Annotated in this window: 22 protein-coding genes and 1 pseudogene; 7 read left to right on the top strand and 16 right to left on the bottom strand. The window is 64.8% G+C overall.

The features are described from left to right. Nucleotides 1-237: 237 nt before the first annotated feature. Nucleotides 238-1,197 (top strand): cysteine synthase A, encoded by a 960-nt coding sequence (cysK, locus tag LG367_RS09920; RefSeq protein ID WP_319004019.1) that lies wholly within the window; start codon nucleotides 238-240, stop codon nucleotides 1,195-1,197. A 101-nt stretch (nucleotides 1,198-1,298) separates the two neighbouring features. Here the strand turns inward: cysK and LG367_RS09925 are convergent, their stop codons facing one another. The 11 genes from LG367_RS09925 to gap all read right to left on the bottom strand — a co-directional run bounded on the left by LG367_RS09925 (nucleotide 1,299) and on the right by gap (nucleotide 12,547). Further along, complete coding sequence (locus LG367_RS09925; protein ID WP_226469075.1) at nucleotides 1,299-2,309, bottom strand: class I fructose-bisphosphate aldolase; 1,011 nt, start codon at nucleotides 2,307-2,309, stop codon at nucleotides 1,299-1,301. 106 nt (nucleotides 2,310-2,415) lie between these two features. After that, nucleotides 2,416-2,808, bottom strand: a complete 393-nt coding sequence (locus LG367_RS09930; protein WP_226469076.1) for a hypothetical protein — start codon at nucleotides 2,806-2,808, stop codon at nucleotides 2,416-2,418. A 193-nt stretch (nucleotides 2,809-3,001) separates the two neighbouring features. Beyond that, nucleotides 3,002-4,468, bottom strand: coding sequence for a pyruvate kinase (pyk, locus tag LG367_RS09935; RefSeq protein WP_226469077.1), 1,467 nt, complete (start codon nucleotides 4,466-4,468; stop codon nucleotides 3,002-3,004). A 175-nt stretch (nucleotides 4,469-4,643) separates the two neighbouring features. Continuing rightward, nucleotides 4,644-4,859, bottom strand: a complete 216-nt coding sequence (locus LG367_RS09940; RefSeq protein ID WP_226469078.1) for a DUF6289 family protein — start codon at nucleotides 4,857-4,859, stop codon at nucleotides 4,644-4,646. Nucleotides 4,860-4,939: 80 nt separating this feature from the next. Further along, nucleotides 4,940-5,167 (bottom strand): DUF6289 family protein, encoded by a 228-nt coding sequence (locus LG367_RS09945; protein ID WP_226469079.1) that lies wholly within the window; start codon nucleotides 5,165-5,167, stop codon nucleotides 4,940-4,942. Between the two features lie 31 nt (nucleotides 5,168-5,198). Then, nucleotides 5,199-5,420 carry a DUF6289 family protein gene (locus tag LG367_RS09950; RefSeq protein ID WP_226469080.1) on the bottom strand — a complete coding sequence of 74 codons (222 nt, stop codon included), beginning with the start codon at nucleotides 5,418-5,420 and terminating at the stop codon, nucleotides 5,199-5,201. Nucleotides 5,421-5,523: 103 nt separating this feature from the next. Then, nucleotides 5,524-5,649, bottom strand: a complete 126-nt coding sequence (locus LG367_RS09955) for a DUF6289 family protein (RefSeq protein ID WP_226469081.1) — start codon at nucleotides 5,647-5,649, stop codon at nucleotides 5,524-5,526. Between the two features lie 322 nt (nucleotides 5,650-5,971). Further along, on the bottom strand, nucleotides 5,972-7,156 hold the full coding sequence (locus LG367_RS09960) for a phosphoglycerate kinase (protein ID WP_226469082.1): 1,185 nt from the start codon (nucleotides 7,154-7,156) through the stop codon (nucleotides 5,972-5,974). Nucleotides 7,157-7,288: 132 nt separating this feature from the next. After that, nucleotides 7,289-8,647 carry a DUF3999 domain-containing protein gene (locus LG367_RS09965; protein WP_226469083.1) on the bottom strand — a complete coding sequence of 453 codons (1,359 nt, stop codon included), beginning with the start codon at nucleotides 8,645-8,647 and terminating at the stop codon, nucleotides 7,289-7,291. Continuing rightward, nucleotides 8,644-11,337, bottom strand: coding sequence for a DUF2339 domain-containing protein (locus LG367_RS09970; protein ID WP_226469084.1), 2,694 nt, complete (start codon nucleotides 11,335-11,337; stop codon nucleotides 8,644-8,646). Before LG367_RS09970 ends, LG367_RS09965 begins: the two co-directional genes overlap by 4 nt. 211 nt (nucleotides 11,338-11,548) lie before the next feature. After that, on the bottom strand, nucleotides 11,549-12,547 hold the full coding sequence (gene gap / locus LG367_RS09975; protein WP_226469085.1) for a type I glyceraldehyde-3-phosphate dehydrogenase: 999 nt from the start codon (nucleotides 12,545-12,547) through the stop codon (nucleotides 11,549-11,551). Nucleotides 12,548-12,758: 211 nt separating this feature from the next. On the opposite strand from gap, the gene LG367_RS09980 reads away from it, so the two are divergent. From LG367_RS09980 to LG367_RS10000, 5 genes are all read left to right on the top strand, one after another. Beyond that, nucleotides 12,759-13,607 carry a S1/P1 nuclease gene (locus tag LG367_RS09980; protein ID WP_226469086.1) on the top strand — a complete coding sequence of 283 codons (849 nt, stop codon included), beginning with the start codon at nucleotides 12,759-12,761 and terminating at the stop codon, nucleotides 13,605-13,607. 115 nt (nucleotides 13,608-13,722) lie between these two features. Then, nucleotides 13,723-14,289, top strand: a complete 567-nt coding sequence (locus LG367_RS09985) for a molybdopterin-binding protein (protein WP_226469087.1) — start codon at nucleotides 13,723-13,725, stop codon at nucleotides 14,287-14,289. 40 nt (nucleotides 14,290-14,329) lie between these two features. Beyond that, a complete protein-coding gene (gene modA, locus LG367_RS09990) occupies nucleotides 14,330-15,115 on the top strand; it encodes a molybdate ABC transporter substrate-binding protein (protein WP_319004015.1) in 786 nt (261 codons plus the stop codon). Nucleotides 15,116-15,155: 40 nt separating this feature from the next. Next, nucleotides 15,156-15,848: a molybdate ABC transporter permease subunit gene (modB, locus tag LG367_RS09995; RefSeq protein WP_226469088.1), complete on the top strand. Its 693-nt coding sequence runs from the start codon at nucleotides 15,156-15,158 to the stop codon at nucleotides 15,846-15,848. 2 nt (nucleotides 15,849-15,850) lie between these two features. Continuing rightward, on the top strand, nucleotides 15,851-16,507 hold the full coding sequence (locus LG367_RS10000) for a molybdenum ABC transporter ATP-binding protein (protein ID WP_226469089.1): 657 nt from the start codon (nucleotides 15,851-15,853) through the stop codon (nucleotides 16,505-16,507). Between the two features lie 12 nt (nucleotides 16,508-16,519). Here LG367_RS10000 and LG367_RS10005 read toward each other — a convergent pair whose 3' ends face one another. Continuing rightward, a complete protein-coding gene (locus LG367_RS10005; RefSeq protein ID WP_226469090.1) occupies nucleotides 16,520-18,217 on the bottom strand; it encodes a TonB family protein in 1,698 nt (565 codons plus the stop codon). Then, nucleotides 18,204-18,572 (bottom strand): BlaI/MecI/CopY family transcriptional regulator, encoded by a 369-nt coding sequence (locus tag LG367_RS10010; protein WP_226469091.1) that lies wholly within the window; start codon nucleotides 18,570-18,572, stop codon nucleotides 18,204-18,206. The genes LG367_RS10005 and LG367_RS10010 overlap by 14 nt, the downstream gene beginning before the upstream one ends. Nucleotides 18,573-18,682: 110 nt before the next feature. Between LG367_RS10010 and LG367_RS10015 the strand changes: the two genes are divergently transcribed. After that, nucleotides 18,683-20,620: an acetyl-CoA hydrolase/transferase C-terminal domain-containing protein gene (locus LG367_RS10015; RefSeq protein WP_226469092.1), complete on the top strand. Its 1,938-nt coding sequence runs from the start codon at nucleotides 18,683-18,685 to the stop codon at nucleotides 20,618-20,620. A gap of 50 nt (nucleotides 20,621-20,670) precedes the next feature. On the opposite strand, the pseudogene LG367_RS10020 reads toward LG367_RS10015, so the two are convergent. The 3 genes and pseudogenes from LG367_RS10020 to LG367_RS10030 form a co-directional block, all read right to left on the bottom strand. After that, nucleotides 20,671-22,257, bottom strand: a pseudogene (locus LG367_RS10020) (hypothetical protein). A 139-nt stretch (nucleotides 22,258-22,396) separates the two neighbouring features. After that, the gene (locus LG367_RS10025; protein ID WP_425490941.1) at nucleotides 22,397-24,742 is read right to left on the bottom strand and encodes a TonB-dependent receptor; all 2,346 of its coding nucleotides are present in this window, start codon (nucleotides 24,740-24,742) and stop codon (nucleotides 22,397-22,399) included. 102 nt (nucleotides 24,743-24,844) lie between these two features. Further along, nucleotides 24,845-25,312 (bottom strand): DUF3574 domain-containing protein, encoded by a 468-nt coding sequence (locus tag LG367_RS10030; protein ID WP_226469093.1) that lies wholly within the window; start codon nucleotides 25,310-25,312, stop codon nucleotides 24,845-24,847. Between the last annotated feature and the right edge of the window lie 215 nt (nucleotides 25,313-25,527).

Genomic DNA, 25,527 nt, shown 5'->3' on the forward strand with positions numbered 1-25,527 from the left:
GCCCTTCAAACCGGCGCACAGTCGCCTCATCAGCGCCGTCCGAGTACCAAACCCTTTCGACAAACGCTTGGTTAACATCAAGCCGTGCATCCGGTCAAAAAATCCGTTCGATTCTAACGGCAGCCGGCGACACGCAGCCGTGTCTTAAGCCATGCCCGGAAACGCGCTAGTGTGGTCAACCCATCAGGCCCGCATGCGTTACGCGGGCTTCCCGACCCTTCTGCTCGGAGCACCGCGATCATGATCCACGACAGCATTCTCGACACCATCGGCCGCACGCCGGTCGTGCGCCTGCACCGCATCGCGCCGGAGCACGTCACGCTGTACGTCAAGGTGGAGGCGTTCAATCCCGGCGGCTCGGTCAAGGACCGCCTGGCGATCGCCATCATTCTCGACGCGGAAGCCAAGGGCTTGCTCAAGCCCGGCGATACCGTGGTCGAGGCCACTTCCGGCAACACGGGCGTCGCCCTGGCGATGGTGTGCGCCGCGCGCGGTTACAAATTCGTCGCGACGATGTCGGAGACGTTCTCCATCGAGCGCCGCAAACTGATGCGCGCCTACGGCGCCAAGGTAATTCTCACACCCGCCGCCGAACGCGGCAGCGGCATGGTGCGCAGGGCCGAGGAATTGGCGAAGAAGCACGGCTGGTTCCTGGCGCGGCAATTCGAGAATCCGGCCAATCCTGCGTATCACCGTCAGACCACGGCGGCGGAGATCCTGCGCGACTTCGCCGGCCGCCGGCTCGATCATTTCGTCACCGGCTGGGGCACTGGCGGCACGCTCACCGGCGTCGGTCAGGTGTTGAAGGTCGCGCGCCCGGAAGTGAAGGTAACCACCTGCGAACCGGCTGCTGCTTCGTTGCTCACCGGCAAGGAATGGCAGCCGCACAAGATCCAGGGCTGGACGCCGGACTTCGTGCCCGCCGTGCTCGATCGCGAGGCCGCGTCGCAAATTCTCCCGATCGACGATGTCCTCGCGCGCGACACCGCGCGTCGATTGGCCGCGGAGGAAGGCATTTTCGTCGGCATCTCCGCGGGCGCCACCACCGCCGCCGCGCTGGAAGTGGCGAAGACAGCGAAGGATGGCGACGTGATCCTGGCGATGCTGCCGGATACCGGCGAACGTTATCTGTCGACGTTCCTGTTCGAAGGCGTCAACGAAGGGTCCGACGATGAGTGGTTGGCGTCGCTAGGCTGAAATCCGCAGCGGCTCATCGCGATACGGCGACATCACCCGACGGTGAAAACAGAAACGCCGGCACAAGGCCGGCGTTTCCGTGACTCGATTTCAGAACACGCTTACGCGGCCTTGCCCCACTTGCCGAGCGCGGCCAGACCGTTGTCCTTGGCGCGGGCGTACACGGTTTGCTGCGCCTTCGCCACGTTGCCCGTCAGGTCCTTCGACCACAGCTGCAACGCGGCCGACTGCATGGCGCGGCCGTAGGAGAACGACAGCGGCCACGGGTTCGGGCCCAGGCGGTTCATGGCATCGAGATGCGCGGTGGCATCCTCGTCGCTCTGGCCGCCGGAGAGGAACACGATGCCCGGCAGAATCGCCGGCACGGTCGACTTCAGGCACATCAGCGTGGCTTCGGCCACTTCCTCGATGCTGGCCTTCTCGTCGCTCTCGCTGCCCGGCAGCACCATCGATGCCTTCAGGATCGTGCCTTCCAGCGCGACGTTGTGCTGGTAGAGCGCGTCGAACAACGAGCGCAGCGTCACTTCGGTGACTTCATAGCAGGTCTCGATGTCGTGGGCGCCGTCCATCAGCACTTCCGGCTCCACCATCGGCACCAGGCCTTGTTCCTGGCACAGCGCGGCGTAGCGCGCGAGCGCGTGCGCGTTGGCCTCGATGCAGGTGCCGGAGGGGATGTCCTCGCCGATGTTGATCACCGCGCGCCACTTGGCGAAGCGCGCGCCGAGCTTGTAGTACTCCTCCAGGCGGGCGCGCAGGCCGTCGAGGCCCTCGGTTACCACCTCGCCCGGGAAACCGGCGAGCGGGAACGGCCCCTTGTCGACCTTGATGCCTGGGATGATGCCGTTCTCGGTCATCACCTTGGTGAACGGCACGCCGGACTTGGTGGCCTGGCGGATGGTTTCGTCATACAGGATCGCGCCGCTGATGTAGTCGCCGAGCTTGGGCGTGGTCAGCAGCAGTTCGCGATAGGCGCGGCGATTCTCTTCGGAATTCTCGATGCCGACGCCGTCGAAGCGCTTCTTGATGGTGTTGTTTGACTCGTCGATCGCGATAATGCCCTTGCCCGGCGCGACCATGGCCAGGGCGGTTTCGGCAAGCTGTTCGATGCTCATGTCTGGGATTCGATGGCGGCGGGAGGAACTGGAAATTATAACGAGGGCGCGTTAAGCCGTCCGCACGGGCCAGTGAATGCAACCGTTTTCAGGTTGGCCGGCATATTCAATCCGGGACTTGCCCCTCGTCCGCACCCTGCCCACGCCGCAGCCCGGCATAGCGCAGTTTGTGCAAAAGCGCGACGAGCCCGCGTCCGCGCAGGGCCAGAATCGCACCCAGCACTAGTTGTAGCACCGCCCTGGCGATCGCGACCTTGAAATCCGGCGGCAGATCCATGCGTCCGTATTCCTGACTGTACCTGTCGTACAGGAAGGCCTGCATTCCCAGGCTTGCGCCATCGAGCAGGCCCGCGAAGAAATACCAGGCACCGATACCGGCAACGACCAGACCGAACCAGGTCGAAGCATCGAGATCGCTTTCGAAAACATGATCCTGAGGACGCGTCAGCGCCAGACGCGCGAATTTATCCGCGAAGAGCCATAGCAACGCCGCCAGCAATGTCCCAGCCACAAGCGGAATATGGATTCATGCCCGCGAGCGTCGCCTGATCCACACCGACGATCAAACTCGGCAGTTGGAACACTAGCTTGATGACGATCCAGAGCGCGAAAAAGCGTTGGTCCTGGTCATGACGACTCCCTGATGGATGCACAGTCGCCTTGCGGTTTCCGGCAAGCAGGGTACACCAGGGTTACAGCTCGCCTAAGCCTTCCGCGCGCCCGTCTTCGCCGATCTGCAGGAGACGCAGCGTGTTGGTCGCGCCATGAGTTTCCATGTGCTCGCCGCTGGTGAACACCACGCGCTCGCCGGAGGAAAGCAGGCCCGCCTCGACCAGCAGGCGAACGCTGCCGCGCGCCGCCTCGCGCGGCGTCTGCCCGCGGCTGTCGTAGTCGAAGGGGAACACATCGCGCATCAGGCTCATGCGCCGGCGCGCGCCCGTGTGGCGCGAGAACGCATAGATCGGCGCGCTGGAGCGGAACCGCGACAGATAACGCACGGTGCCGCCGGATTCGGTCATCGCCACGATCGCGCGCACGCCGATGTGCTCGGTGAGGAACATCGCCGCCATCGCGATGGCCTGGTCGGCGCGCTCGAGATCGCGCGGCGCCTTCTCGAAATCGGTATCGGATTCGAACTGCTTCTCGGCACCGACACAGATGCGCGCCATCGCTTCCACCGCGCGCACCGGGAAATGGCCGGCGGCGGATTCCTGCGACAGCATCACCGCATCGGTGCCGTCGATGACGGCGTTGGCCACGTCCAGCACTTCAGCGCGCGTCGGGACCGGGCTGTCGACCATCGACTGCAACATCTGCGTGGCGGTGATCACCACGCGATTGCGGGCCAGCGATTCGCGGATGATCTTCTTCTGCAGACCCGGCAGCTCCGCATCGCCGATCTCCACGCCAAGATCGCCGCGCGCCACCATCACCACGTCGCTGGCTTCGATGATTTCGGCCAGATTCTCGATTGCTTCGGCGCGTTCGATTTTCGACACCAGGGCGGCATCGCTGCCATGCTCGCGGGCGATGCGACGCGCCTCGTTCATGTCCTCGGCGTTGCGGCAGAAGGAAACGGCGATGAAATCGGCGTCCATCTCCGCGGCGATCGCGATCAGTTCGCGATCACGCTCGGTCAACGCGCCGAGCGAGAGCCCGCCGCCCTGCTTGTTCAGACCCTTGCGATCGGACAGCACGCTATCGTTGATCACGGTCGTGACGATGCGCTCGCCTTCGATGCGTTCCACGCTGAGCTGCACCACGCCATCGTCGAGAAGCAAGGTGTCGCCCGGCTTCACGTCCTGCGGCAATCCGAGATAGCTCACACCGACCTGATGCTCGTCGCCCGGCGGCGCTTCGGTGCTCGCCAACAGATCGAAGCGCTCGCCCGCGCGCAGCGAGACGCGTCCATTGGCGAAGCGCTCCACGCGAATCTTCGGCCCCGGCAGATCGGCGAGCACGCCCACCTCCACTCCTAGCCGTACAGCCGCCTCGCGCACGCGCTGCGCGCGCGCCACCTGCGCCGATGGATCACCATGCGAGAAATTGAGCCGGACCGCGTTCACGCCCGCGCGCAGGATGGCATCGAGGACGCCAGGAGCGTCGGTGGCGGGACCAAGCGTGGCGAGGATGCGGGTGCGGCGGCGGTGATCGGTCATGGCGGGCTCTTCTGTAGACATCGCTACTATAAGGCGGCGCCCTTCCCATTGTCGTCATGCAGTGAAGAAATCCGCATCGATCACGACCATGGCGTATTGATGAAACAGGCATGAAACGTCACAAAAAAACGGCCCGGACATGCCGGGCCGTTTTTTTGTGTCGGATTGACCGAACTTACGCGACGCAGCCGGGAACCCACTTGAAGTTGCCTGTCGCTTCTCCATGGAGAGCATCGTCGCCACAGCCGATCATCTGGTACCCCACCTGGGCACCCGTCTCATCGTAGTAGATCTTCGACCCGGGATAGCAGCAATTGGCATTGGTGGCCGCTCCGGTACTGGCCGAGGCGACCAACAAGACGCCGAACAGAACCATTCTGATGCGTTGCATTGAAGCTCTCTCCCTTTTTCGCGGCGATATGCCGCGTGTTGAAAATATGACAGCCGATGTTAACGACAGCTCCGCACGACTTAATCGCAATAGCCGAAGACTCGTGTGTAGTAAGGCGTCGAGCTTCCCCAGGACTGGTAGAACCCGCCGCAATCGGCGTGATTGCCGCCGACCGGCTCGCCCGTCTTCGACGCATCGGCGTAGTAGGTGGTCGTATACCACTGGCCAGGCGGACCGGCGAGGACGATGCCGGATACCGCGCTGATGCCCAGCACAAGCGCGAACAGCAAGGATTTTCTGTAACGCATACGAATGCCCTCTCGTTTGAATACGGTGCGCTTACAGCAGACAGCCGTAATAAGCCTTGAAGCGACTCGTCTCCTGCCCTGTGAGCTCTTCCTTGTTGGGATCGCTCGGATCACATCCCTTGGTCTTGTAGCCGACGATGTTGCCCGCCTCGTCGTAGTACTCCCAGGTCACCGGGAAAAACGCGCTCGCGGTGCCGATACCGGCCGCGGCCACCAACAAGGCACAGAACAGCGCAGCTTTCGTTCGCTTCATGTAGCTCTCCCTCTTTGTGCGCGGCGGCTCGCCGCGGATTGTCGACATGGATACGCACTTCGCGATGCACGCGGGCTGTCATGGCCACACGCCACGGTATGGATCAAGGCTCACAAGGCAGGTATTCGATCGTGTAGTGATCGGTGCGCTCTCCCCAGACGTAGTAGGAACCCGAGCACGTCCCCACCTGCATTCCCACGACTTCGCCGGCATCGTTGTAAAACGTCATCCGGTAAGGCGCCTTGCCCGCTGAAGCCACGCCCGCCGCACCAGCTATCGCAAGCATGGCGACGAACAACACAAGTGTCCTGATGCGACGCACGATGACTCCCCTTCAAGGCGCGGCGAATCGCCGCCGCCGGACCGTAGCGTCGGAAGGTTTCGGGCGAAGTGAAGCTTGGGTTAAGCGTTCGCGGACGGCGGCAGCCGCCGCAGTCCAATCGCGAACCCCATCACTCTGTGATCGCCATACGGGTGCGTCCGGTTGTCAGCCGGCGTGTCGTCGATCGGTATGCCGTCGACCGATGCCGCGCTTCGCTGCGCCAACGGAATCAGCGAGCGGCGAGCGCCGTCACCGCCGGCAATTCCTTGCCTTCCAGGAATTCCAGGAACGCGCCGCCGCCGGTGGAGATGTAGCTCAGATCATCGGCGATGCCGTACTTGTCGACCGCCGCGAGGGTGTCGCCGCCGCCTGCGATCGAGAACGCCTTCGATGCCGCGATCGCTCGCGCGAGCACCTCGGTACCCTTGCCGAAGGCGTCGAATTCGAACACGCCCACCGGGCCGTTCCACACCACGGTGCCGGCCTTGCCGATGAGCTCGGCGTAGCGGCGCGCGGTGTCGGGGCCGATGTCCAGGATCATATCCTCGGCCGTCACCGCATCGACGGCTTTCACCGTGGCAGGCGCATCGGCGCTGAACGCGGGCGCGACCACGACGTCGCTCGGAATCGGAATATCGGCGCCGCGTGCCTTGGCGTCGGCCATGATCTTCTTGGCGGTGTCGATGAGGTCGGTTTCGACCAGCGACTTGCCGACGCCATATCCTTGCGCCGCGATGAAAGTGTTGGCGATACCGCCGCCGACGATCAGCTGATCCACCTTGCCGACCAGCGAGGACAGCAGTTCCAGCTTGGTCGACACCTTGGAGCCGGCGACGATCGCCAGCAGTGGACGCGCTGGATTGTCGAGCGCCTTCGCCAGCGCATCGAGTTCGGCCATCAGCAGCGGACCGCCGGCGGCCTGCTTGGCCTGCTTGATCACGCCATGCGTGGACGCCTGCGCGCGATGCGCGGTGCCGAACGCATCCATGACGAACACGTCACACAGCGCGGCATAACGCTTGGACAGCGCCTCGTCATCCTTGCCCTCGCCGACGTTCATGCGGCAGTTTTCCAGCAGCACGATCTGCCCCGGCGCGACGTCGACGCCGTCGAGATAATCGCGGATCAGCGGCACTTCGCGGCCGAGCAGCTCGGACAGGCGCGCGGCCACCGGCGCCAGGGAATCCTCTTCGCTCCACACGCCTTCCTTCGGCCGTCCGAGGTGCGACATCACCATGACCGCGGCGCCCTTCTCCAGCGCGAAGCGCAGCGTCGGCAGCGATGCGGTGATGCGCTGGTCGGAAGTCACCTTTCCCGGCTGTCCATCAACATGTTCCACCGGGACGTTCAGATCCTGCCGGATCAGCACGCGCTTGCCTTGGATGTCGAGATCGGTCATGCGGAGGATGGGCATCGCGAGTCCTGGGGGCGGGAATGGAGGGCGCCCATTGTCCGCAGCTCCCCGGCCCGAGGCAAACCCGATTCCGATCGTCGCGCCGCTGAATACCGGAGATGAAGCGCGACCCGCGCCCTCTCCGGCGGATTTTCAGGGCTTTGGATTCCGCAGCAGGCTCAACGCGAAAGCGATCACCGTCGCCGCGGCGGCGATCAGGACGCCCCAGAGCAGCCATGCCTTCCAGTCGCGCTTGGCGGGCGCCGGTTGCAGCGCCTGTATGCCCGCGAGGGCGCTTGCGGGTCCCGGCGTCGCGGCCGCGGGTTCCCAATCCTTGCCGCGCTGCGAGCGCAGTGCGTCCAACAATTGTGGCAGCGGCGCATCGTCACGCTGCGCGCGCGCACTGCCCGCGACGAGCGCGTATGGCGCCGCGCCGCGTGCTAGGAACACGAGACGTTCCGGCCGATATCCGAGCCTGAGTCGCGGCGAAGTTCCTGCGGCGAGCGCGTTGGCGCTGCGCAGCCGCCAGTATCTGTCGCGCGTGATGTCCTGCAGCGGCTGCGGAAGCGAGCGCGAGGAAACGCCACCGGCATCGACGCGATAGCCGACCCACGGCGCCGCGGCGGGCAACCAGGCCGCTTCCGCGGTATCGCGGGATTCCAGCGTCCACTCGTTGCTGTCGTTTCCGGGCAGGATCAGATCGGCGCGCTCGATCGGGAAACGACCGTGAAGCTCGAATTCGAATACGTCCTTGCCGTCGGCCGTCTGCGCGCGCTTTCCATCGAGTTCGCGCCATTGCCATGCCTGCTCGACCACCGATGCGAGCCGTGCGCGCACCGAGACGAGTCGTGGCGCGGCCGTTTTCTGCAAGGGAACGAGCCGCAGGTAACGAAACGCGCCATTCACCTCGACGCTGTCCTGACGCAGTCGATGGCCGGCATTGTTCAGATCGATCAGCGGCACGCGATCGTCCAGTGTTTGCCATTCGCGCAGATCGCCGCTGGCTTCCAGGCGATAACTCAGGTTGACCGGCGTGTCGGAGCGCTCCCATTCCAGCTGCAGGTTCCGGATCGGTTCGCGCAAGCGGCTCGCATCGAGCAACCAGATCGGATTGGACGCTCCGGCATCGCCGGCGGAGGTGCGGGCGCGGATGCTGCGAATGCTGCCGTCGGGATTGCGTTCGGCGATGACACTCAGATCGTCCGATGTGGCGATATCGACGGCACCGGTCTGCAGCGGAAACCACGGCAGTTCGACTTCGTGCGATGCCGGCGTCACCGAAGGCTCCGCATTGAATACCGCCGCCGGCACTGTCGTCCCTTCCGCGTTGACGACATCCAGATCACGCAGCGACGGCAATTGCACGCTTTCGTAGATCTCGGGCGTGAGCGTGACGCGGTACGCGCCGGCATCGGCCTTCGTCAGCACCAGCGGCCATTGCCGCGCGTAATCGTCACGCGCGGCGGCACCTGCCAGCGAGGGAATCAACAGCAGCCAGAGCCAACGTTTCATGCAGCACGCTCCTGTTCCATCTGAGGCGCACGCGGCGGCGCCGGCGCGAAGAAGCCGACCACCGTGCACAACAAGCCGTATGCGATGAACGAACCGATGCCGAGCAAGTTACCCAAGTGCGTGCGGTCGATCAGGATCAGCTTGGCCAGCACCACCGCCATCAGCACCGCGCTGGCCAGCCACAGGCTGCGTCGGCCGCGACGCGATCCGAGAATCCAGCCCAGCACGCCCAGCACGCTCCAGGTCACGGTCAGACAGGTCTGCGCGAGGCTCGTCGAGAGCATGTCCGCATCCCAGGCGATGCCGCCCCAGTGATGCGCGGCGCGCAACACGACCGCCGTGATCCAGACGAAGCCGGCACCGAACAGGAACTGCGTGCGCCATGGCGCCGCCTCTTCGCGCAGCCAGCGCGCGGACAACAACAGGACCGCCAACTGCATCAGCTCGGACGGGTTCAGCAGCGGCACCCAAGGCAGCGGCGCGGCGCTTGCGGGCTGGAACAGCATGAACAACCAACCCAACGCCAGGATGATGAAGTAGACGTACTGCAACGGCGTGCGCTGCGCCGCGAAGCCATCCCCGAGCGGCCATGCCAGCCACTCCCAACGGAACACCGAGACGGCGGCGACCGCCAGCCACGGCAGCACGACGAGCGCCAGCTGCCAGCCTTGGCTGAGAGCGAACCAGGTGGCGAGCCACGAGCACAGCAGCGAGAGCGCCAACGGCCACACCAGCCACCATAGGAACTGCGCCCATCCCGCGAACCCGTCCCGCGCCTCACGCAGGCACAACAGACTGCGGATGCCGAACACCGCGAATGCCAGCCATGCCCAAACGCCGTAACCCTCGAACGGATGGCCGAGCGCGCCGGACATGTCGGCGTGCGCCATCGACTGCATCACGGCCAGCGGCAAGGCCGCGAGGAATCCCGCAAGTGTCGTCAGCAACAACAGCGGCGCCGGACGTCGGCGATGCACCTCGGCCGCGAGCCAACCGGTCACGGCGGCCAGGACGAGGATGGCGTCGAACTGATCCCGCGCATCGACGAAGCGAACGATTTCGACGAGCACATCGCCAAGCCACCACAGCAATCCCCACAGGTAGTACACCGCCGACATCGAAGTTTTGTCCTGCGACCGGTCGGCATTCGACTGACGGCAGGCCCAGGCGCTGGCGAAACCGGCCAGCGCGATCAACAACGCGCTCATGAAACCGGAGTTGATGACGGCGCGATCGATCTCCGAGGCTTGATCCACACCCACCACGAACGCCAGCGCCGCCGCCAACTGCAGGCCCGCGCCCATCAATTGCGGCAGCAGGCGCTTCTGCTTCAGGCCCAACCACAACACGCCAGCGCCTTCCAGCGCGAAGACACTGGCGGTCGCGCGTGCGGACAACGCCAACGGCACCGCCAACGTCGCGAATCCCGCCGCGAGCAAAGCATACGACTGACCCAGCAGCGTGTAGCTTTCGCGCCGGATCAGCAGCCACGCCAGCATTGCGTACAGCGCGGCCAGCCCGAGCGCGCAGAACGCCAGCGGCATGCGTGCGCCTTCCAGCAATCCGGCCTGCAGCAGGAAGGCGATCAGCGGCGTGCCGAACAGCAGGCAGCCGTCGATCAGATCGCGCTTGCCGGCCGGGCGCCGGCGCGCGTAGAGGATCGGGATCAGCAGGTAGAAGGCGAAGAACAGCAGCAGGAAGGGTTCCGTGCTGGCGAACTTCTCAGGGTCGTACTGCAACACGCCCCAGACCGTGCCGATGCCCCAGGTGAACACGAAGCCGAGCAGATTGAGCACGCGCCACGGCCGCCACCAGGCGATCGCCAGAATCGCTGCGTTCAAGATCGCGTAGTAGGAAAACAGCGCAACGTGGTTGCCGCTGCCGGTCGACAGCCAGATGGGCGCCAGGAAACCGGACAGGATGCCGAGCACGGCCAGCACGCGCGCGTTCTGTGCGACCGCGAGCACGCCCAGCCCTCCCACCATCAACACGCTCAATCCGAAGGCGACACCCGCATCCATCAGCGAGTACAGCTTGAAAGCCGCGAAGATCGTCAGCAGCAAGATGCCGATCGCACCGCCTTGCAGCGTCAGCGCGAACGCGCGCCGCCGTTGCCGCTGGCGCCAGCCGAAGACCAGTCCGGCAAGCGCGAAGACAGCGACGCCGGCCAGACGCAGTTCGATCGGCATCTGCAGCCAGCCCTGATCGTTGGCGTATTTGAGCAGGGCCGCCACGCCGGCCAGCAGCACCAGCATGCCGATCTTGACCGGCACGTTGCCGGTCGTGAACCACTGCTGCGCCGCGCGGATCGCCACCTCGAACACATTGGGCGGTGCCGGTTCGCTCCGTGGAGCCGGCCTGGGCAGCGGCGGCGGTACCGGGGGCGGAGGTGCCGCCGGTCCCGGAGCAGGCGCCGGCGTGGCGACTTGCGGTTCGGGGACGGGCGGTACCGGCACTGTCGGCGGACTTTGCGGCGCGACTGGCGCCACTTCCCGAACCGCCGCGGGTTCCGGCTCCTTGCGCGTGGAAGCCGCCTCCGCGGCTACGGCCTGCGCCACTCGCAGCCGGCTCACGTCGTTCTCGAGGCTGGCCACCCGGTGCTTGAGTCCACTGATGGACACCAGCGCGACGATCAGCAATACCGGCACGGCCAGGGCCGCCAGCACCAACAATACGAACAGCGACTCCATCGTTGCCCCTTCGCACCGTCCGGGTGCGTAGCGCACGTTAACCGGCTGCCGTGGCGGCGCCAAGCGCCACGGGACAAGTAGCGGAAAAAGCTACCAAGGGGCTAGAGGCGTCTCGACGCCCCCCCCGAAAACGACGAAGCCCCACGGCGTGGGGCTTCGATCGCGGCGCCTAACAGGCCCGCCCTAGCAGGCCGCTGCTGGCGGGTCGGGGTTACTTCGCGACCACCCGCACCATTTCCAGACACTTGTTGGAATAGCCCCACTCGTTGTCGTACCAGCTCACCAGCTTGACGAAGGTGGGATCCAGGGCGATGCCGGCCTCGGCGTCGAAGATCGATGTGCGCGCGTCGCCGCGGAAATCGGTGGCGACGACCTTGTCCTCGGTGTAGCCGAGGATGCCCTTCAACGCGCCTTCGCTCTGCGCCTTCATTTCCGCGCAGATCTCGGCGTAGGTGGCCGGCTTTTCCAGTTCGGCGGTGAGATCGACCACCGACACATCGGAGGTCGGCACGCGGAACGACATGCCGGTGAGCTTCTTGTTGAGCTCCGGGATCACCACGCCGACCGCCTTGGCCGCACCGGTGCTGGAAGGAATGATGTTCTCGAGGATGCCGCGGCCGCCGCGCCAGTCCTTGTTGGACGGGCCGTCGACGGTCTTCTGCGTGGCGGTGGTCGCATGCACCGTGGTCATCAGGCCGCGCTTGATGCCCCACTTGTCGTTCAACACCTTGGCCAGCGGCGCCAGGCAGTTGGTGGTGCACGAAGCGTTGGAGATGATCGCTTCGCCCTTGTAATTCTTGTCGTTGACGCCGAAGACGAACATCGGCGTGTCGTCCTTCGACGGTGCCGAGAGGATCACCTTCTTGGCGCCGGCATCCAGATGCTTCTGTGCGGTGTCCTTGCTCAGGAACAGACCGGTGGACTCGATCACCACGTCGGCGCCGGCGGCATCCCACTTCAGATTGGCCGGATCGCGCTCCTGGGTGAGACGGATCTTCTTGCCGTTGACGATCAGATCGTTGCCGGACACCGACACCTCGCCCTTGAAGCGGCCGTGCACGGAGTCGTACTGCAGCATGTAGGCGAGATAATCCGGCTCCAGCAGATCGTTGATCGCGACGATCTCGATGTCGGGGAAATTCTGCACCGCCGCGCGCAACACGTTGCGACCGATGCGGCCGAAGCCATTGATGCCTACCTTGATCGTCATCTTGGAACGCTCCTGCAAGGACGTAGTAAGGGGGAAGGACCGCGTGCCAGCGGATGTCTTCAAGGCATCCGCCGCGGCCCCGAACGCCTAGCCATGAAGGCCGGGCCGGGATTTCCGAAGCCAGACATGCAACCCACGAAAGGCACTGCATTCCCGACAACATGAAAGGGTATTTTAGCGGCTTCTCCCCGCGACCCCCAACCACCACGTCATGAAAACGTTCACACGCCTGCTCGTCGCAGCCTGTTTGCTCCTGATCACCCCGCTCGCACTGGCCTGGAGCAACCTCGGCCATCGCATGGTCGGCGACATCGCCGAACGCCACCTCACCCCGGCCGCGCACGCCCAGGTGGCGGAACTGCTGGCCGGCGAACCCGAGCCTACCCTGGCCGGCGTCGCCTCCTGGGCCGACGAACTGCGCAACGACGATCCCGAATACTTCAAGCGCAGCTCACGCTGGCATTACATCAAGATGACGGCCAGCTGCGCTTACGAGCCCGAGCAGAATTGCCCGAACGGCGAGTGCGTAGTGGCGCAGATCGAACGCCAGACCGCCCTGCTCGGCGATCGCAGCCAGCCATTGGCCGCGCGCCGCGATGCGCTGAAGTTCCTGGTGCATTTCGTCGGCGACGTGCATCAGCCGTTCCATTCCGGCTATCGCGACGACAAGGGCGCCAACGATTTCCAGATCAGCCTGACCACCGACATCAAGCCGGAAGCCTATGCGCGCAGCCGTTACGTCGATGGTGTCATGGGCACGAATCTGCATTCCATCTGGGACTACTACGTGCTCACGTCACGCAAGCTGGATGCCAAGACCTATGCCGATCTGCTCGACAGCAGCAGCCCCTGGCCGACGCCCGCAAAACCCATCCTGGCCACGGACGCACCCGCATGGGCCGGCGAATCCTGCCGCCTGATCGATGCACGGCATCTGTACCCGGATGGGCACAAGATGGATATCGGTTATCTCGATGCGCAGCGTCCGCTCGCCGAACAGCGCATCCGTCAGGCGGCATACCGGCTGGCCGCGCTTCTGAACGAAACATTGACGAATTGAACGACGTGTCGAGCGCACATCGAGCGGCTCGCGGACACCGTCAGCCGCTTGCTGACGTTGTCATCGGCGCCGCGTTGTTGCAGGCTGGCCTGACCTTCTTCACCCGGAACAGGCCGTGATCCGTCTCGTCCCGCCATTGCTGATCCTCGGATTGTCCGCCTGCGCCAGCACGGGGCAGGCGCAGCGCGCGCCGGCACCCGCGCAGGAGACGGCGGCGAGCGAGACCAGTCAGATAGAAGGACACGATCCACGCCTGCACGCGGCACCGCCGCAGCCCTCGCCGATCGCGTCTCCGGTGATCGTTCCGCTCGACGCTGCGACACTCGCACCGCTGCCGCGCGAATCCGTCACCGCCACCGCGCACGAACGCACGCTGCATTGCGAGGGCATTCCACTGCTCGCACTGTTGCGCGCGACCGGCACCATGCCCGCCGAGCCGCTGCGCGGCGCGCAGCTCACGCGCTACGTACAGGCGGATGCGCGCGACGGTTATCGCGCGGTCTACTCACTGGCGGAGCTCGATCCGACACTGGGCAATCGCAAGGTATTCATCGTCGATCGCTGTGAAGGCAAACCGCTGACCGACGACGATGGCCCGTTGCGCCTGATCGCGCCGGAAGAAACGCGGCCGGCGCGCTGGGTGCGGCAACTCAAGGCCATCACGGTCATCGTCGCACCCTGATCGTTATTGCCGGCCGCCTCAATTCCTGATCGGAGTCCCCATGTCCCTGTCATTCCGCCGCTGGTCGCGACGCGCTTTCCTCACCATGGCGCTTTGCTTCACGGTTAGCGCATTGGCCGCGGAGCCTGCTCCGCCGCTCACCGTTTTCGCCGCCGCCAGCCTCAAGGAATCGATGGACGAGGCCGCGACCACCTACGAGAAGTCGAGCGGACAAGCCGTGCGCGTGTCCTACGGCGGCAGTTCGGCGTTGGCACGGCAGATCGAACAGGGTGCGCCGGCTGACGTCTTCATCTCCGCCGATCTGGACTGGATGGATGCCTTGCAGAAGCAGGGGCTCGTCGACACCGCCACCCGGCATGATCTGCTCGGCAACACGCTGGTACTGATCGCACCGAGCACCAGCCAGGCGAAAGCGCCCGTGCTGAAGTCCGGCACCAATCTGCTCCCTTTGCTCGGCGACGGCCGCATCTCCCTGGCGCTGACCGACAGCGTGCCGGCCGGCAAGTACGCCAAGGCCGCGTTCACTTCGCTCGGCATGTGGAAAGCGCTGCAACCGCGCGCCGCCGAGGCCGAAAACGTGCGCGCCGCCCTGCTGCTGGTGGCGCGCGGCGAAGCGCCGCTGGGCGTGGTCTACGGCAGCGACGCCAAGGCCGAACCGCGCGTGCGCGTATTGGCCACCTTCCCCGCCGATTCCCATCCGTCCATCGTGTATCCGGTCGCGAAACTGAAAGCGAGCAAGCACCCGCAGGCCGCGGCATTCGTGCGCTGGCTGCAGACGCCCGATGCCACGGCGATCTTCCGCAAATACGGATTCACGGTGCGCTGATCACCGTCTCGAAAATCCGCGCATCCAGACACAGCAACGCATGTTCGATTTCACACCGGCCGAACTCACCGCCATCCTGCTGAGCCTGAAAGTGGCGGCGGTCGCCTCGCTGGCGAGCTTGCCCTTCGGCGTGGCGATGGGTTGGCTGCTGGCGCGCAAGCGCTTCATCGGCAAATCCTTCGTCGACGCGCTGGTGCATCTGCCTCTGGTGCTGCCGCCGGTCGTGGTCGGCTATGCACTGCTGGTGGCACTGGGCAACAACGGCGTGATCGGCAGTTTCCTGTCGCAGCAGTTGGGTATCAGCTTCGCGTTTCGCTGGACCGGCGCCGCGCTCGCCAGCGCGGTGATGGGCTTTCCACTGATGGTGCGCACCATCCGCGTATCGATGGAAGCCGCCGACCAGCGACTCGAACACGCCGCCGCTACGCTCGGCGCGAATCCGTGGCGCGTGTTCCGCAGCGTCACGCTTCCACTGGCGTGGCCCGGCATCGTCGCCGGCGCTGTGCTCGCCTTCGCCAAGGCGCTGGGCGAGTTCGGCGCCACCATCACCTTCGTCTCCAGCATTCCCGGTGAGACGCAGACGATCTCCTCGACGATCTACGGCCTGATGCAGGTGCCCGGCGGCGAATCCGGCATCTGGCGCCTCGCCCTGGTCGCGATCGCGATCTCGCTGCTGGCGCTGATGGTGTCGGAATGGCTGGTGCGCCGCGCGCATCACGCCCGGAGGCATTGAGGATGCTGGCGATCGACATCCTCATCGAGTATGGCTCGTCGAAATCCGGCCCATCCAAGGTGCCGGGCACGGACGGCACGTTCCGCCGCCGCATCCATATCGAGGACACCGCGCGCGTCATCGCGTTGAGCGGGCATTCCGGCGCCGGCAAGACTTCGGTGCTGAACGCCATCGCGGGATTGGTCACACCCAGCAGCGGTCGCATCGAGATCGACGGCCGCTGCCTGTTCGACAGCACGCAAGGCATCAACGTGCCGCCGCACAAGCGCCATGTCGGCTACGTGTTCCAGGACACGCGGCTGTTCCCGCATCTCGACGTGCGCCGCAACCTCCGCTACGGGCGCCGCAAGGATGGCGCGACCTCGTTCGCCTTCGACGACGTGGTGGCCCTGCTCGGCATCGGCGCCCTGTTGAAGCGGCGCGTCACCACGCTATCCGGCGGCGAAGCGCAGCGCGTGGCCATCGGCCGCGCATTGCTCTCGCAACCGCGCATCCTGCTGCTCGACGAACCGCTGTCGAATCTGGATCAGGCGCGGCGCGAGGAATTGATTCCCTACCTGCAGCGCGTCCGCGACGAAACCACGCTGCCGATCGTCTACGTCAGTCATTCGACCGATGAGATTCGCCGTCTGACCGCGTCCGTGCACGAGTTCGACTGACGCGCATCGCGCTCATTCACTCTTGTCGTCGGTCTTGACGGCTTCGGCCGGAACGAAAACCGTAGTTTCCGACGCGCTCGCGTGGGCGACGCCGCGAATGGTCTGCACCGGCGCAATGGACGTTTGAACCGCTGCAACGGGAACCATCTCCGTTTTCAAGTGAATGGTTCCGACATGGGGAGCGGCCTGCACACCGGACACCGCCACCAGATGCGCCACCGGCTGCGCATATTCGAACCGAGCCACTCGCTCGGCGGGCAGGTACTGCGACAGTTCCACCGACTTGTCACCATCAACCCGAATCGTCTTTTGCCGCTTACCTGCCGCTGGCGTTTTCTTTTGCGATGGCGCGACTTCCTTCATCGGAACGGCTTCAACGCTACCGGAGTGCATGTAGATCGTATACGCCGCTTCACCGGGCCTTGGCGGTGGTGGCGCGGGCGGAGACGGAGGTGGCGGGATTACCGCCGTCGGCGCAAGCGGCGGTGGCGGTGGCGGGGGAAGTGGTGGAGACGGCATCAATGCGGGATCGCCATTGATCTCGAACGTCACCGGCACCTGCACCCAGCCTTCCACCGGCTTGCCCTTCACGGTCTTCGGAGTGAATTTCCATTGTTTCGCAGCAGCAATCGTGTTGACATCGAATACGCCCGGCGGATCCGACTTCTTGACGCGCACATCCTTGACGCTGCCATCGGTCGCGACGAGCACATGCAACAACACCTGCCCGCTGACATGCTTCGCGGCCGCATCCTTGGGATACAGCGGCGGCGTCGATTGCGTGGCGCGCACATCAGTGGATTGCGTCACTGCCGGAGCCGCTTTCGTTTTGTCCGCGGGCTGCGACGCCCATGCGGCGAAAGCACCGCCGGCCGCGAGCATGGAAACGAACGCCATTCCCGAAAGCGAACGACGAACAGTAGGCGTTGGACGTTTGAGCATGGCGATTCTCTCCTTGAGCGGATGGCCGCCGAACCAGTGGCAGGCGACCGGAACGGGTAATGCCGACATCTGTGTCTTCACCATCGCCTCGCCGTAACGGCGGCGCGCATTCGGATGGCGGGAGACGACGGTTTCGTCGCAGGCGAGCTCCTGATCGCGGCGGAAGTGCTCGGCCGCGATCCACAACAGCGGGTTGAACCAATACAGACAGCGGAAAGCGGCGACGAAGGCATTGCTGACCACATCGCGGCGCGCGACGTGGATGCGTTCGTGGGCGAGGATCAATTCCCGTTCGGCCGCGTCGTAGCGCGTGTCGAAATCGACGGGCAGGATGATGAGCGCCTTCAGGCCGATCACCGCCGGCAATCCGGCGCTGCGCTCGGACTGCAGCAGGCCATTGTCGAGCACGCGCAACACGCCCAGATCGCGCAGGAACCGCCGTTGCAAGCGCAGGTTTCGCAAGGCCATGAAAGCAACGCCCGCGATCCACAACGCCAACAACAGCGGTATCGGATCGAACGGCTCGGGCTCCGCGACACGACCTGCGATCGGGGCCGCCGTCGGAAGCGCGGTGAGCACCACTTCCACGCTGGGAGCCGGCAGCAACACCGCCAGCGTCATCAGCGGTACCAGCAGCCATGACGCGTAGGCGATATTTGCACCGAAAGCGGCGCGCAGCGGCCTCCGCAGCAGCAATACCAACAACACCGCGAATCCGCTGGCGCAAGTGGTTTCGAGCAACAGCCGGAAGCCTTCATGCAGGGTCATCGCCGATCTCCTCCAGCAGCTTGCGCAGTTCGGCGATATCGGCCTTGCTCAGGGCGCCCTGATGGCTGAAATGCGCCACCAGCGGCGCGACCCGCCCGCCGAACAGGCGCTGCACCAAGCCCTCGCTCTGCTGCGCGATCCAGGCCTCACGCGCGAGCACCGGGGAATACAGATAACGTCGGCCGTCCTTGGTCGCCTGAATCACGCCCTTGTTCAACAGCCGGTTGAGCAGGGTCTTGATGGTCGGTTCCGCCCAATCGCTGTGGGCGAGCGCGGCCACCACCTCGTCGGCGCCCAGCGGATGGCGTTCCCAGAGCACTTCCATCACCACGGCTTCGGCATCGCTGATCGACATTCGATTACATCCGTAATTTTTATTGATTACAGATGTAATTTTTCATTCTGTCAAGCCCCTTGCAGCCGCTCTTCGCGACAGGCCTTACCCCCTGCACGTATCCTGCCGCGATGACCGAATTCATCGATTCTCTGGACCTCGCCGTCGACCGTCTTCTCGCCCGCCTGCCCGGCCCGCTCCATGTCGGTGCCCCGCTGGGCATCGGCAAGCCGCATCGGCTGTTGAACGCGCTGTATGGCCGCATCGAACGCGATCCGTCGCGGGAACTGCATCTGTACACGGCCTTGTCGCTGGACCCGCCGGATGCCGGAAGCGATCTCGAGAAGCGTTTCCTCGCGCCCTTCGTCTCGCGCCATTTCGGCGATGACTTCCCGCGCCTGGCTTACGTGCAGGCGCAGCGGCGCGACGCGCTGCCGGCGAACATCACTGTGGAAGAGTTCTACATGCAGTCCGGCGCCCTGCTGGGTTCCACACAGGCACAGCGGTATTACGCCAGCCTCAACTACACGCACGTCGCACGCGCCCTGGCCGATCGCGGCGTGAATTGCGTCGTGCAGAAGGTGGCCGTGAATGAAGACGGCACGCGCCTGTCGTTGTCGTCGAATACGGATCTGACTTTCGATGCCGTCGATGCCATCACCGCCGCTGGACTGCCGCGGCCGTATCTGATCGCCGAGATCGATCCGCAATTGCCCTGGCTCGACGGAACGGCCGCCGTGCCTGTGGACTATTTCGATCTGGTGATCGCGCCGCCCGGCCCCTACCCGAAGCTGTTCGGCCTGCCGCGACAGCCGGTGAGCGATGCGGACTACGCGATCGGCTTCTACGCCAGTGCGCTGGTTCGCGATGGCGGCACCTTGCAGATCGGCATCGGCGCGCTCGCGGACGCTCTCTGCCATGCGCTGGTGCTGCGCCACACCGACAACGCCGCCTATCGGCGCGTGCTGCATGCGCTCGATTCGGAGATCGAGCGACATCCCGCAGTCGTCGCCAGCGGCGGGCTCGATCCGCTGCCGCAAGGCCTCTACGGCTGCAGCGAGATGATCAACGAGGGCTTCAAGAAACTCGTGGAAGCCGGCGTGCTCAAGCGCAAGGTCGTCGACAAGGAGACGCTGATGCGTCGCATCGTCGACGGCAGCGCCAGCGATCTCGACCATGAGCTGCTGGCGCGCGACGGCGAATTCCTGCACGGTGCGTTCTACCTCGGTTCGCCGGAATTCTACGACTGGCTGCGCAATCTCGACGATGACGAACGGCGCGGCATCGGCATGCGCCGCGTGAGCGAGGTCAACGAACTCTACGGCGGCAACGAAACCCTGGAGCGCCTGCAACGGCGCGAGGCACGTTTTTTCAACAGCTGCATGATGGCAACCGCGCTGGGCGCCGCCGTGTCCGACGGACTCGAAGACGGACGCGTGGTGTCGGGCGTCGGCGGCCAATACAACTTCGTGGCGATGGCGCATGCCCTGCCCGATGCGCGCTCGGTGCTGATGCTGCGCGCGACCCGTGGCAGCGGGAAGCATATCGAGTCCAATATCCGCTGGAACTACGGGCACACCACGATCCCACGGCATCTGCGCGACATCTACGTCACCGAATACGGCATCGCCGATGTGCGCGGGAAGACCGATGAAGAATGCATCCTGGCCATGACGGGCATCGCTTCCTCCCGTCATGCAAGCGCGGGATTGCTGCTGACCGCGATGCAGAACGGCAAATTGCCACGCTTCACTCCCCGAGTATCGACCGACAATTCACCCGAACGGCTGCGGCAGGCGCTGGCGCCGTTCCGTGCCGATGGCAGCCTGCCCGATTACCCGCTCGGCAGTGATTTCACTGAAGTGGAGCAGCGCCTGGTGAGGGCGTTGTCGTGGCTCAAGACGAAAACGGCCACGCCTGGCGCGAAGCTCCTGACCATCGTCGCATCGTTGCTCTCAGGCGGTCCAAGCGACCACGAGGCGTTGCAGCGGATGGCGCTGGATGCGCCGAATGGAATCACGGAGCGGTTGTATGCAAGGCTGCTGCGCCACGCGCTCGCCCATACGTGAAAATTTTGCCTCGTCATTCCCGTCAAGGCGGGAATGACGAGCAGACCCGGCTAATCTCGCGGTTTCTGCAACGACAGCAACGCGAGCAATCCCGCCAACGCCACGTAGGCGCCGACGAACTGCCAGGCGATCGTCGCCGGCAACCCCTACAACGTCCACGGCAGGTAAATCCCGCCACGCGGATCGACCGAGTGGATCAAGCCGAACAACGTCAGCCCTGCGGCGACCAACAGACAAGCGGACGCCCGCAACAGCTTGCCGTCGATCATCGCCGCCAGCGCGGAGATCCACAGCATCGAGGTGATGATGAAACCATTGCCGAGCACGATGATCACCGCCAGTTCCGGCAAACCGTGTCCATCGAGCGTGCTCGTCAGTTCGGCGAAACGTTCCGGCGCGATCCACGTCGGATTACCGACCTTGATGCTCAGCAGATAAGCCACCGACGGCAGGAATCCGAGCACCATCGCCGGCGAATGCTTCTGCGGCGTGGCCTGGAACGCCTGCACGGTGATGTCGATACCGACATAGACGATGATCGGCGCCAGCACTGCCAGCGGCAGCCATTGCACCAGCCCCGAGATCACGCCGAACATGCCGCCGAGACCGACGAACAGACCGGTAAGCAGCGTGTAACCGCTGCGTGCGCCCATGTGCTTGTACGCGGGCTGGCCGATGTAGGGCGTGGTCTGCGCGACGCCGCCGCAGACGCCGGCAATCAGGGTCGAGAACGCCTCGACCAATAGGATGTCGCGCGTCCGGTAATCGTCGCCTGCGGCGCGTGCGCTTTCGCTGACGTTGATGCCGCCCACCACCATCAGCAGGCCGAACGGCAGCAGCAGCGGCAGATACGGCACGGTGGACGGCAGCCCGTCCACGAATGCCAGTGACGGCCATGGCAGCACGACATCCAGCGGTACGCCTTTCGGCAGCGCGAATCCCGGCGCGCCGAGTCCGGCCAGGCCGAGTCCGTAATAGAGCAGCGTGCCGAACACGAACGCCACCAGCACGCCGGGCAACTTGATCGGCAGCCGTCCCTTGGCGATCAGCACGTACAACAACAACCCCAGCGTGACGAATCCGACCACCGGCGAGCGCATTGTCTCCACCAGCGGCAGGAAGCCCATCAGCATCAGCGCGATGCCGGCGATCGAACCGAGCAGTGCCGCGCGCGGCGCGATCCGTGTCACCGCATCGCCGAAGAACGACAGCACGAACTTCAGCGTCCCCATCACCACCAGTGATGCGGCGCCGAGCTGCCATGTCGCCATCGCCGCGGCATTCGCCTCCATGCCCTGCTGCTTGAACGCCACGAACGCCGGTCCCAGCACCAGCAATGCCATGCCGATGCTGGTCGGCGCGTCGAGGCCGAGCGGCATCGCGGTGACGTCATCGCGGCCGCTGCGCGCGGCCAGTCGCCGCGCCATCCATGTATAGATCAGATTGCCGACCAGCACGCCGAAGGCGGTGCCGGGAAACATGCGCTGGAACACGATCTCCGCCGGCATGCCGAAAATGCCGATCAGCGCCGCGCTGATGAATCCCAGGATCGACAGATTGTCGACGACCAGGCCGAAGAAACCGTTGAAGTCGCCGGGGACGAACCAGCGTGGGCGGGAATGCGGAGGTGTCGTCATGATTGAGATCGCGAAGGAGCTTCAGAACTCCACTTCCGCGAATGGAAGTGGAGTTGAGTGAGGGAATGCGAAAAGCCAGCCTCTCCCTGACTTCACCGCGCGATATTGTCCCTCTCCAGCGCGGGAGAGGGATGAACCGTCAGAACCGTGCCGTGAACTCCACACCGATCGTGCGCGGCTCGTTGATGAAGCCGGTGAGGTTGTTGAAGTCGATCGCACCGACCACACGCGTGGTGTCGGTGATGTTGCGGCCGTACAGCGCTACTTCGTAATCGCCATAGTTCCAGTTGTAGCCGACGCGCAGACCGCCTTCGACGATCGTCTTGCTGCGGAACTCCTTGGACTCGTACAGGAAGAAGTTCACCGCGCTGCGATACGACCAGTCGGTGTAGACGAAGAACTCGCCGCCGTCGCCGACCGGCAGGCCCCAGCGCGCGGTGAGGTTGTGCACCCACTTCGGTGCCTGCGGCAGCGGATTGCCATTGATCAGCACGGTGCCGGGACGAGCCGGGTCGGGATTGGCAGGATCGGTCACCGTGCAGCCACCACCGCATGGCGCCACCGCCAGATCGCGATCCTTGATCTCGGTGTCGTTGTAGCTGCTGCCCAGCGTGACCAGCAGGTTGTCGGTCAGATAGGCCTCCAGATCCAGCTCGAAGCCTTGGCCGATGGTCTTGTCGGCATTGAGCAGCTCAGCCGTATTGGAAGCACCACCCACCGCGATCAACTGCTGACCGTCCACGTCGTAGCGGAACACCGTGAACCCGAGGCGCGCGCGCTTGTCCCACAGATCGGCCTTGACACCGGCCTCGTACGAAATCACTTTTTCCGAATCGGCCTGCGACACGCCGCCATTCGGTGCCAGCGGATTGGCGAACAACAGCCGCCCCTGCACGGACGGCGCGCGGAAGCCGGTGGCCACGCGCGCGAACACGTTGACATTGTCGTTGATCGCGTAGACGCCGCTGGCATCCCAGCTGACGTTGTCCACGTCGGTATGCACGGAATAGGGGCCGCCCGCCGGTGCGCCGAACGGCGCCGGCTGCAGCACGCTGGCGCTGAAATCCTTCTTGTCCTGCGTGTAGCGCACGCCGCCGCGCAGCTTCAGCTTGTCGGTGGCCTGGTATTCGCCGGACACGAACACCGCCCAGGCCTCGTTCTTCTGCTTCTGCACGGCATGGCCGGCCTGCGCGCTGAAGGCCAGCGTGTCGTAGTTGAAGTTGTTGATGGTGACGTCTTCCTTGAAGTAGAACAGGCCGCCCTGCCAGTTGAAGGCGCCGCCGTAGTTCGACTCCACGCGGAATTCCTGCGTGATCTGCTTGTGGTCCGGCAGTCCGTCCGCTGTTTCGGACGGAAACAAGGCTTCGCCCAGTTGCGTCGGCGGGAAGACATAAACCGAACCACCATCGATATCACCCCGATTGAGCGATTCCGCGCTCTCGTAACCGGTGATCGAATACAGGTTGTAGTCGCCAAGCTCCCAGCGCAGGCGCGCGCTGCCACCCCAGGTTTCCAGATCGGAGAAGTTGACGCCGTCGGTCGATACCTTGTCCTTGTCGAAGCCGGGCACGAGATCATTGGTGCCCTTCTCGATGATGTTGGCGCGGAACAGGCGCGCCGTGCCGTTCATGTTGCGCTTGTGCAGATTGAACAGCCCTTCGAAGCCGTCGCCCTCGTAGAGGAATTGCACGCGCGCCGCAGCCTCGTCGAAGCCCTCGAAGCCGTCGTTGGGCGCGCCGGGCAACGTGTTGTCGACCCAATCCTCGCGGCGCTGATACAACGCCGACACGCGCGCCGACCAGCGATCGGTCAGCGCGCCGCCGACCGCGCCTTCGAAGGTGAACAGACCATCCGTGCCGGCACCGACCTTGGTGTAGCCGTTGAATTCCTGCGACGGCTTGGCCGATTCGAACTTGACCACGCCGGCCGGCGTGTTGCGTCCGAACAGCGTGCCCTGCGGACCGCGCAGCACCTCGACACGCTCCAGGTCGAACACCGGGAAGCCCTTCAGCAGCGGGCTTTCCTGCACGACTTCGTCATAGATCAGCGATACCGGCTGCGAAGCATTGAGATCGAAGTCGGTATTGCCCAGGCCGCGGATGTAGAAACGCGGGAAGGCGCGGCCGTAGGAGGATTCGATATTCAGGCTCGGCGCGCGGCCGGCCAGGGCGCGCACGTCGGCAGCGCCGGAGAACGCCACGTCGAGCTTCTCGCTGCTCACCGTGCTGATCGAAATCGGGACATCCTGCACGTTTTCGACCTTGCGCTGCGCGGTGACCTCCACCGTATCGAGCGTGGCGGCCTTGTGCTCGGTGGTGTCCTGTGCGGGCGCAGCCGGCGGCGTCTGCGCCGGGGCGGCGTCTTCTTGCGCCAGGGCGTTCATCGCGGGCAGCAAGGCGGCGATGGCCAGCGCCAGCGGCTGCCAGGTATAGCGGCGGGCGCGGAAAGGACGGACGCAGGAATGCGTGGCGTGCGGTTGCGACATTGCGGTGAATCCCCGTGGACGAAGGTGATGGTTGGCGCAGTCCCCTGCCAGCCGCATGGTGCAACACAACATGGGCCGCGGCAACGATTTGTGCTTACGCTCTCAAAACGAGACTTGTACCGGCTGCTGCGACCAGAGCACCGATTGGTGGTGCGTGGCCTGCTTCCAGGCCAGCCGGATCGCTTCGATGTCGGCGCGGCGCTGCGGCGTGTCCTCGTGCAGGATCACCAGCACCTTCGATTTCAGCCGTTCCGGCTCGGCCTTGCCCTGGCCGCGGAACAGCCATTGCCCGTAGGCATCGAAGACCGTGAGGCCATCGGGAAAACGCGGCGTCACCTCCTTGTCGAGGAAGGCGCGCCAGCGCGTTTCGTTGATCTCCGTGGCGGCATCGCCTTCGGTACCGACGCCGAAATACAGCTCGCTGCGGACCCAGCCCGCTGTCGCATGCCCGGGACGCGCGGTATCTCCCTGCATTTCCGAGGTGACGCCATCGGAACGGCGGGTGTCCTGCTGGGTGGCGCAGCCGGCCGTGACCAGCAGCACGGAAAGCACAAGGGTTCGCCAGATCATGGGGAATTCCGCTTCGGAACAGGAGTCGGGGCATGCGAGTTTGCCAGCGATTGCAGCGCGCGTGACAGGGTCCCGTGCGATATGTGCAGATAACCATCGATCGGTTGACGCGGCCGTACCGGAAAGCGAAGGTTGGCAGGGGATGCCCGGCGTCGAGACGCTGCTTCGCTTCCGCGCAGCGGACGGGACCCGGTGGTCCGGCCTCGCGACGCCCC

Origin of the sequence: Luteimonas panaciterrae, from assembly GCF_020511115.1 — a bacterium.
Classification (GTDB): domain Bacteria; phylum Pseudomonadota; class Gammaproteobacteria; order Xanthomonadales; family Xanthomonadaceae; genus Luteimonas; species Luteimonas panaciterrae.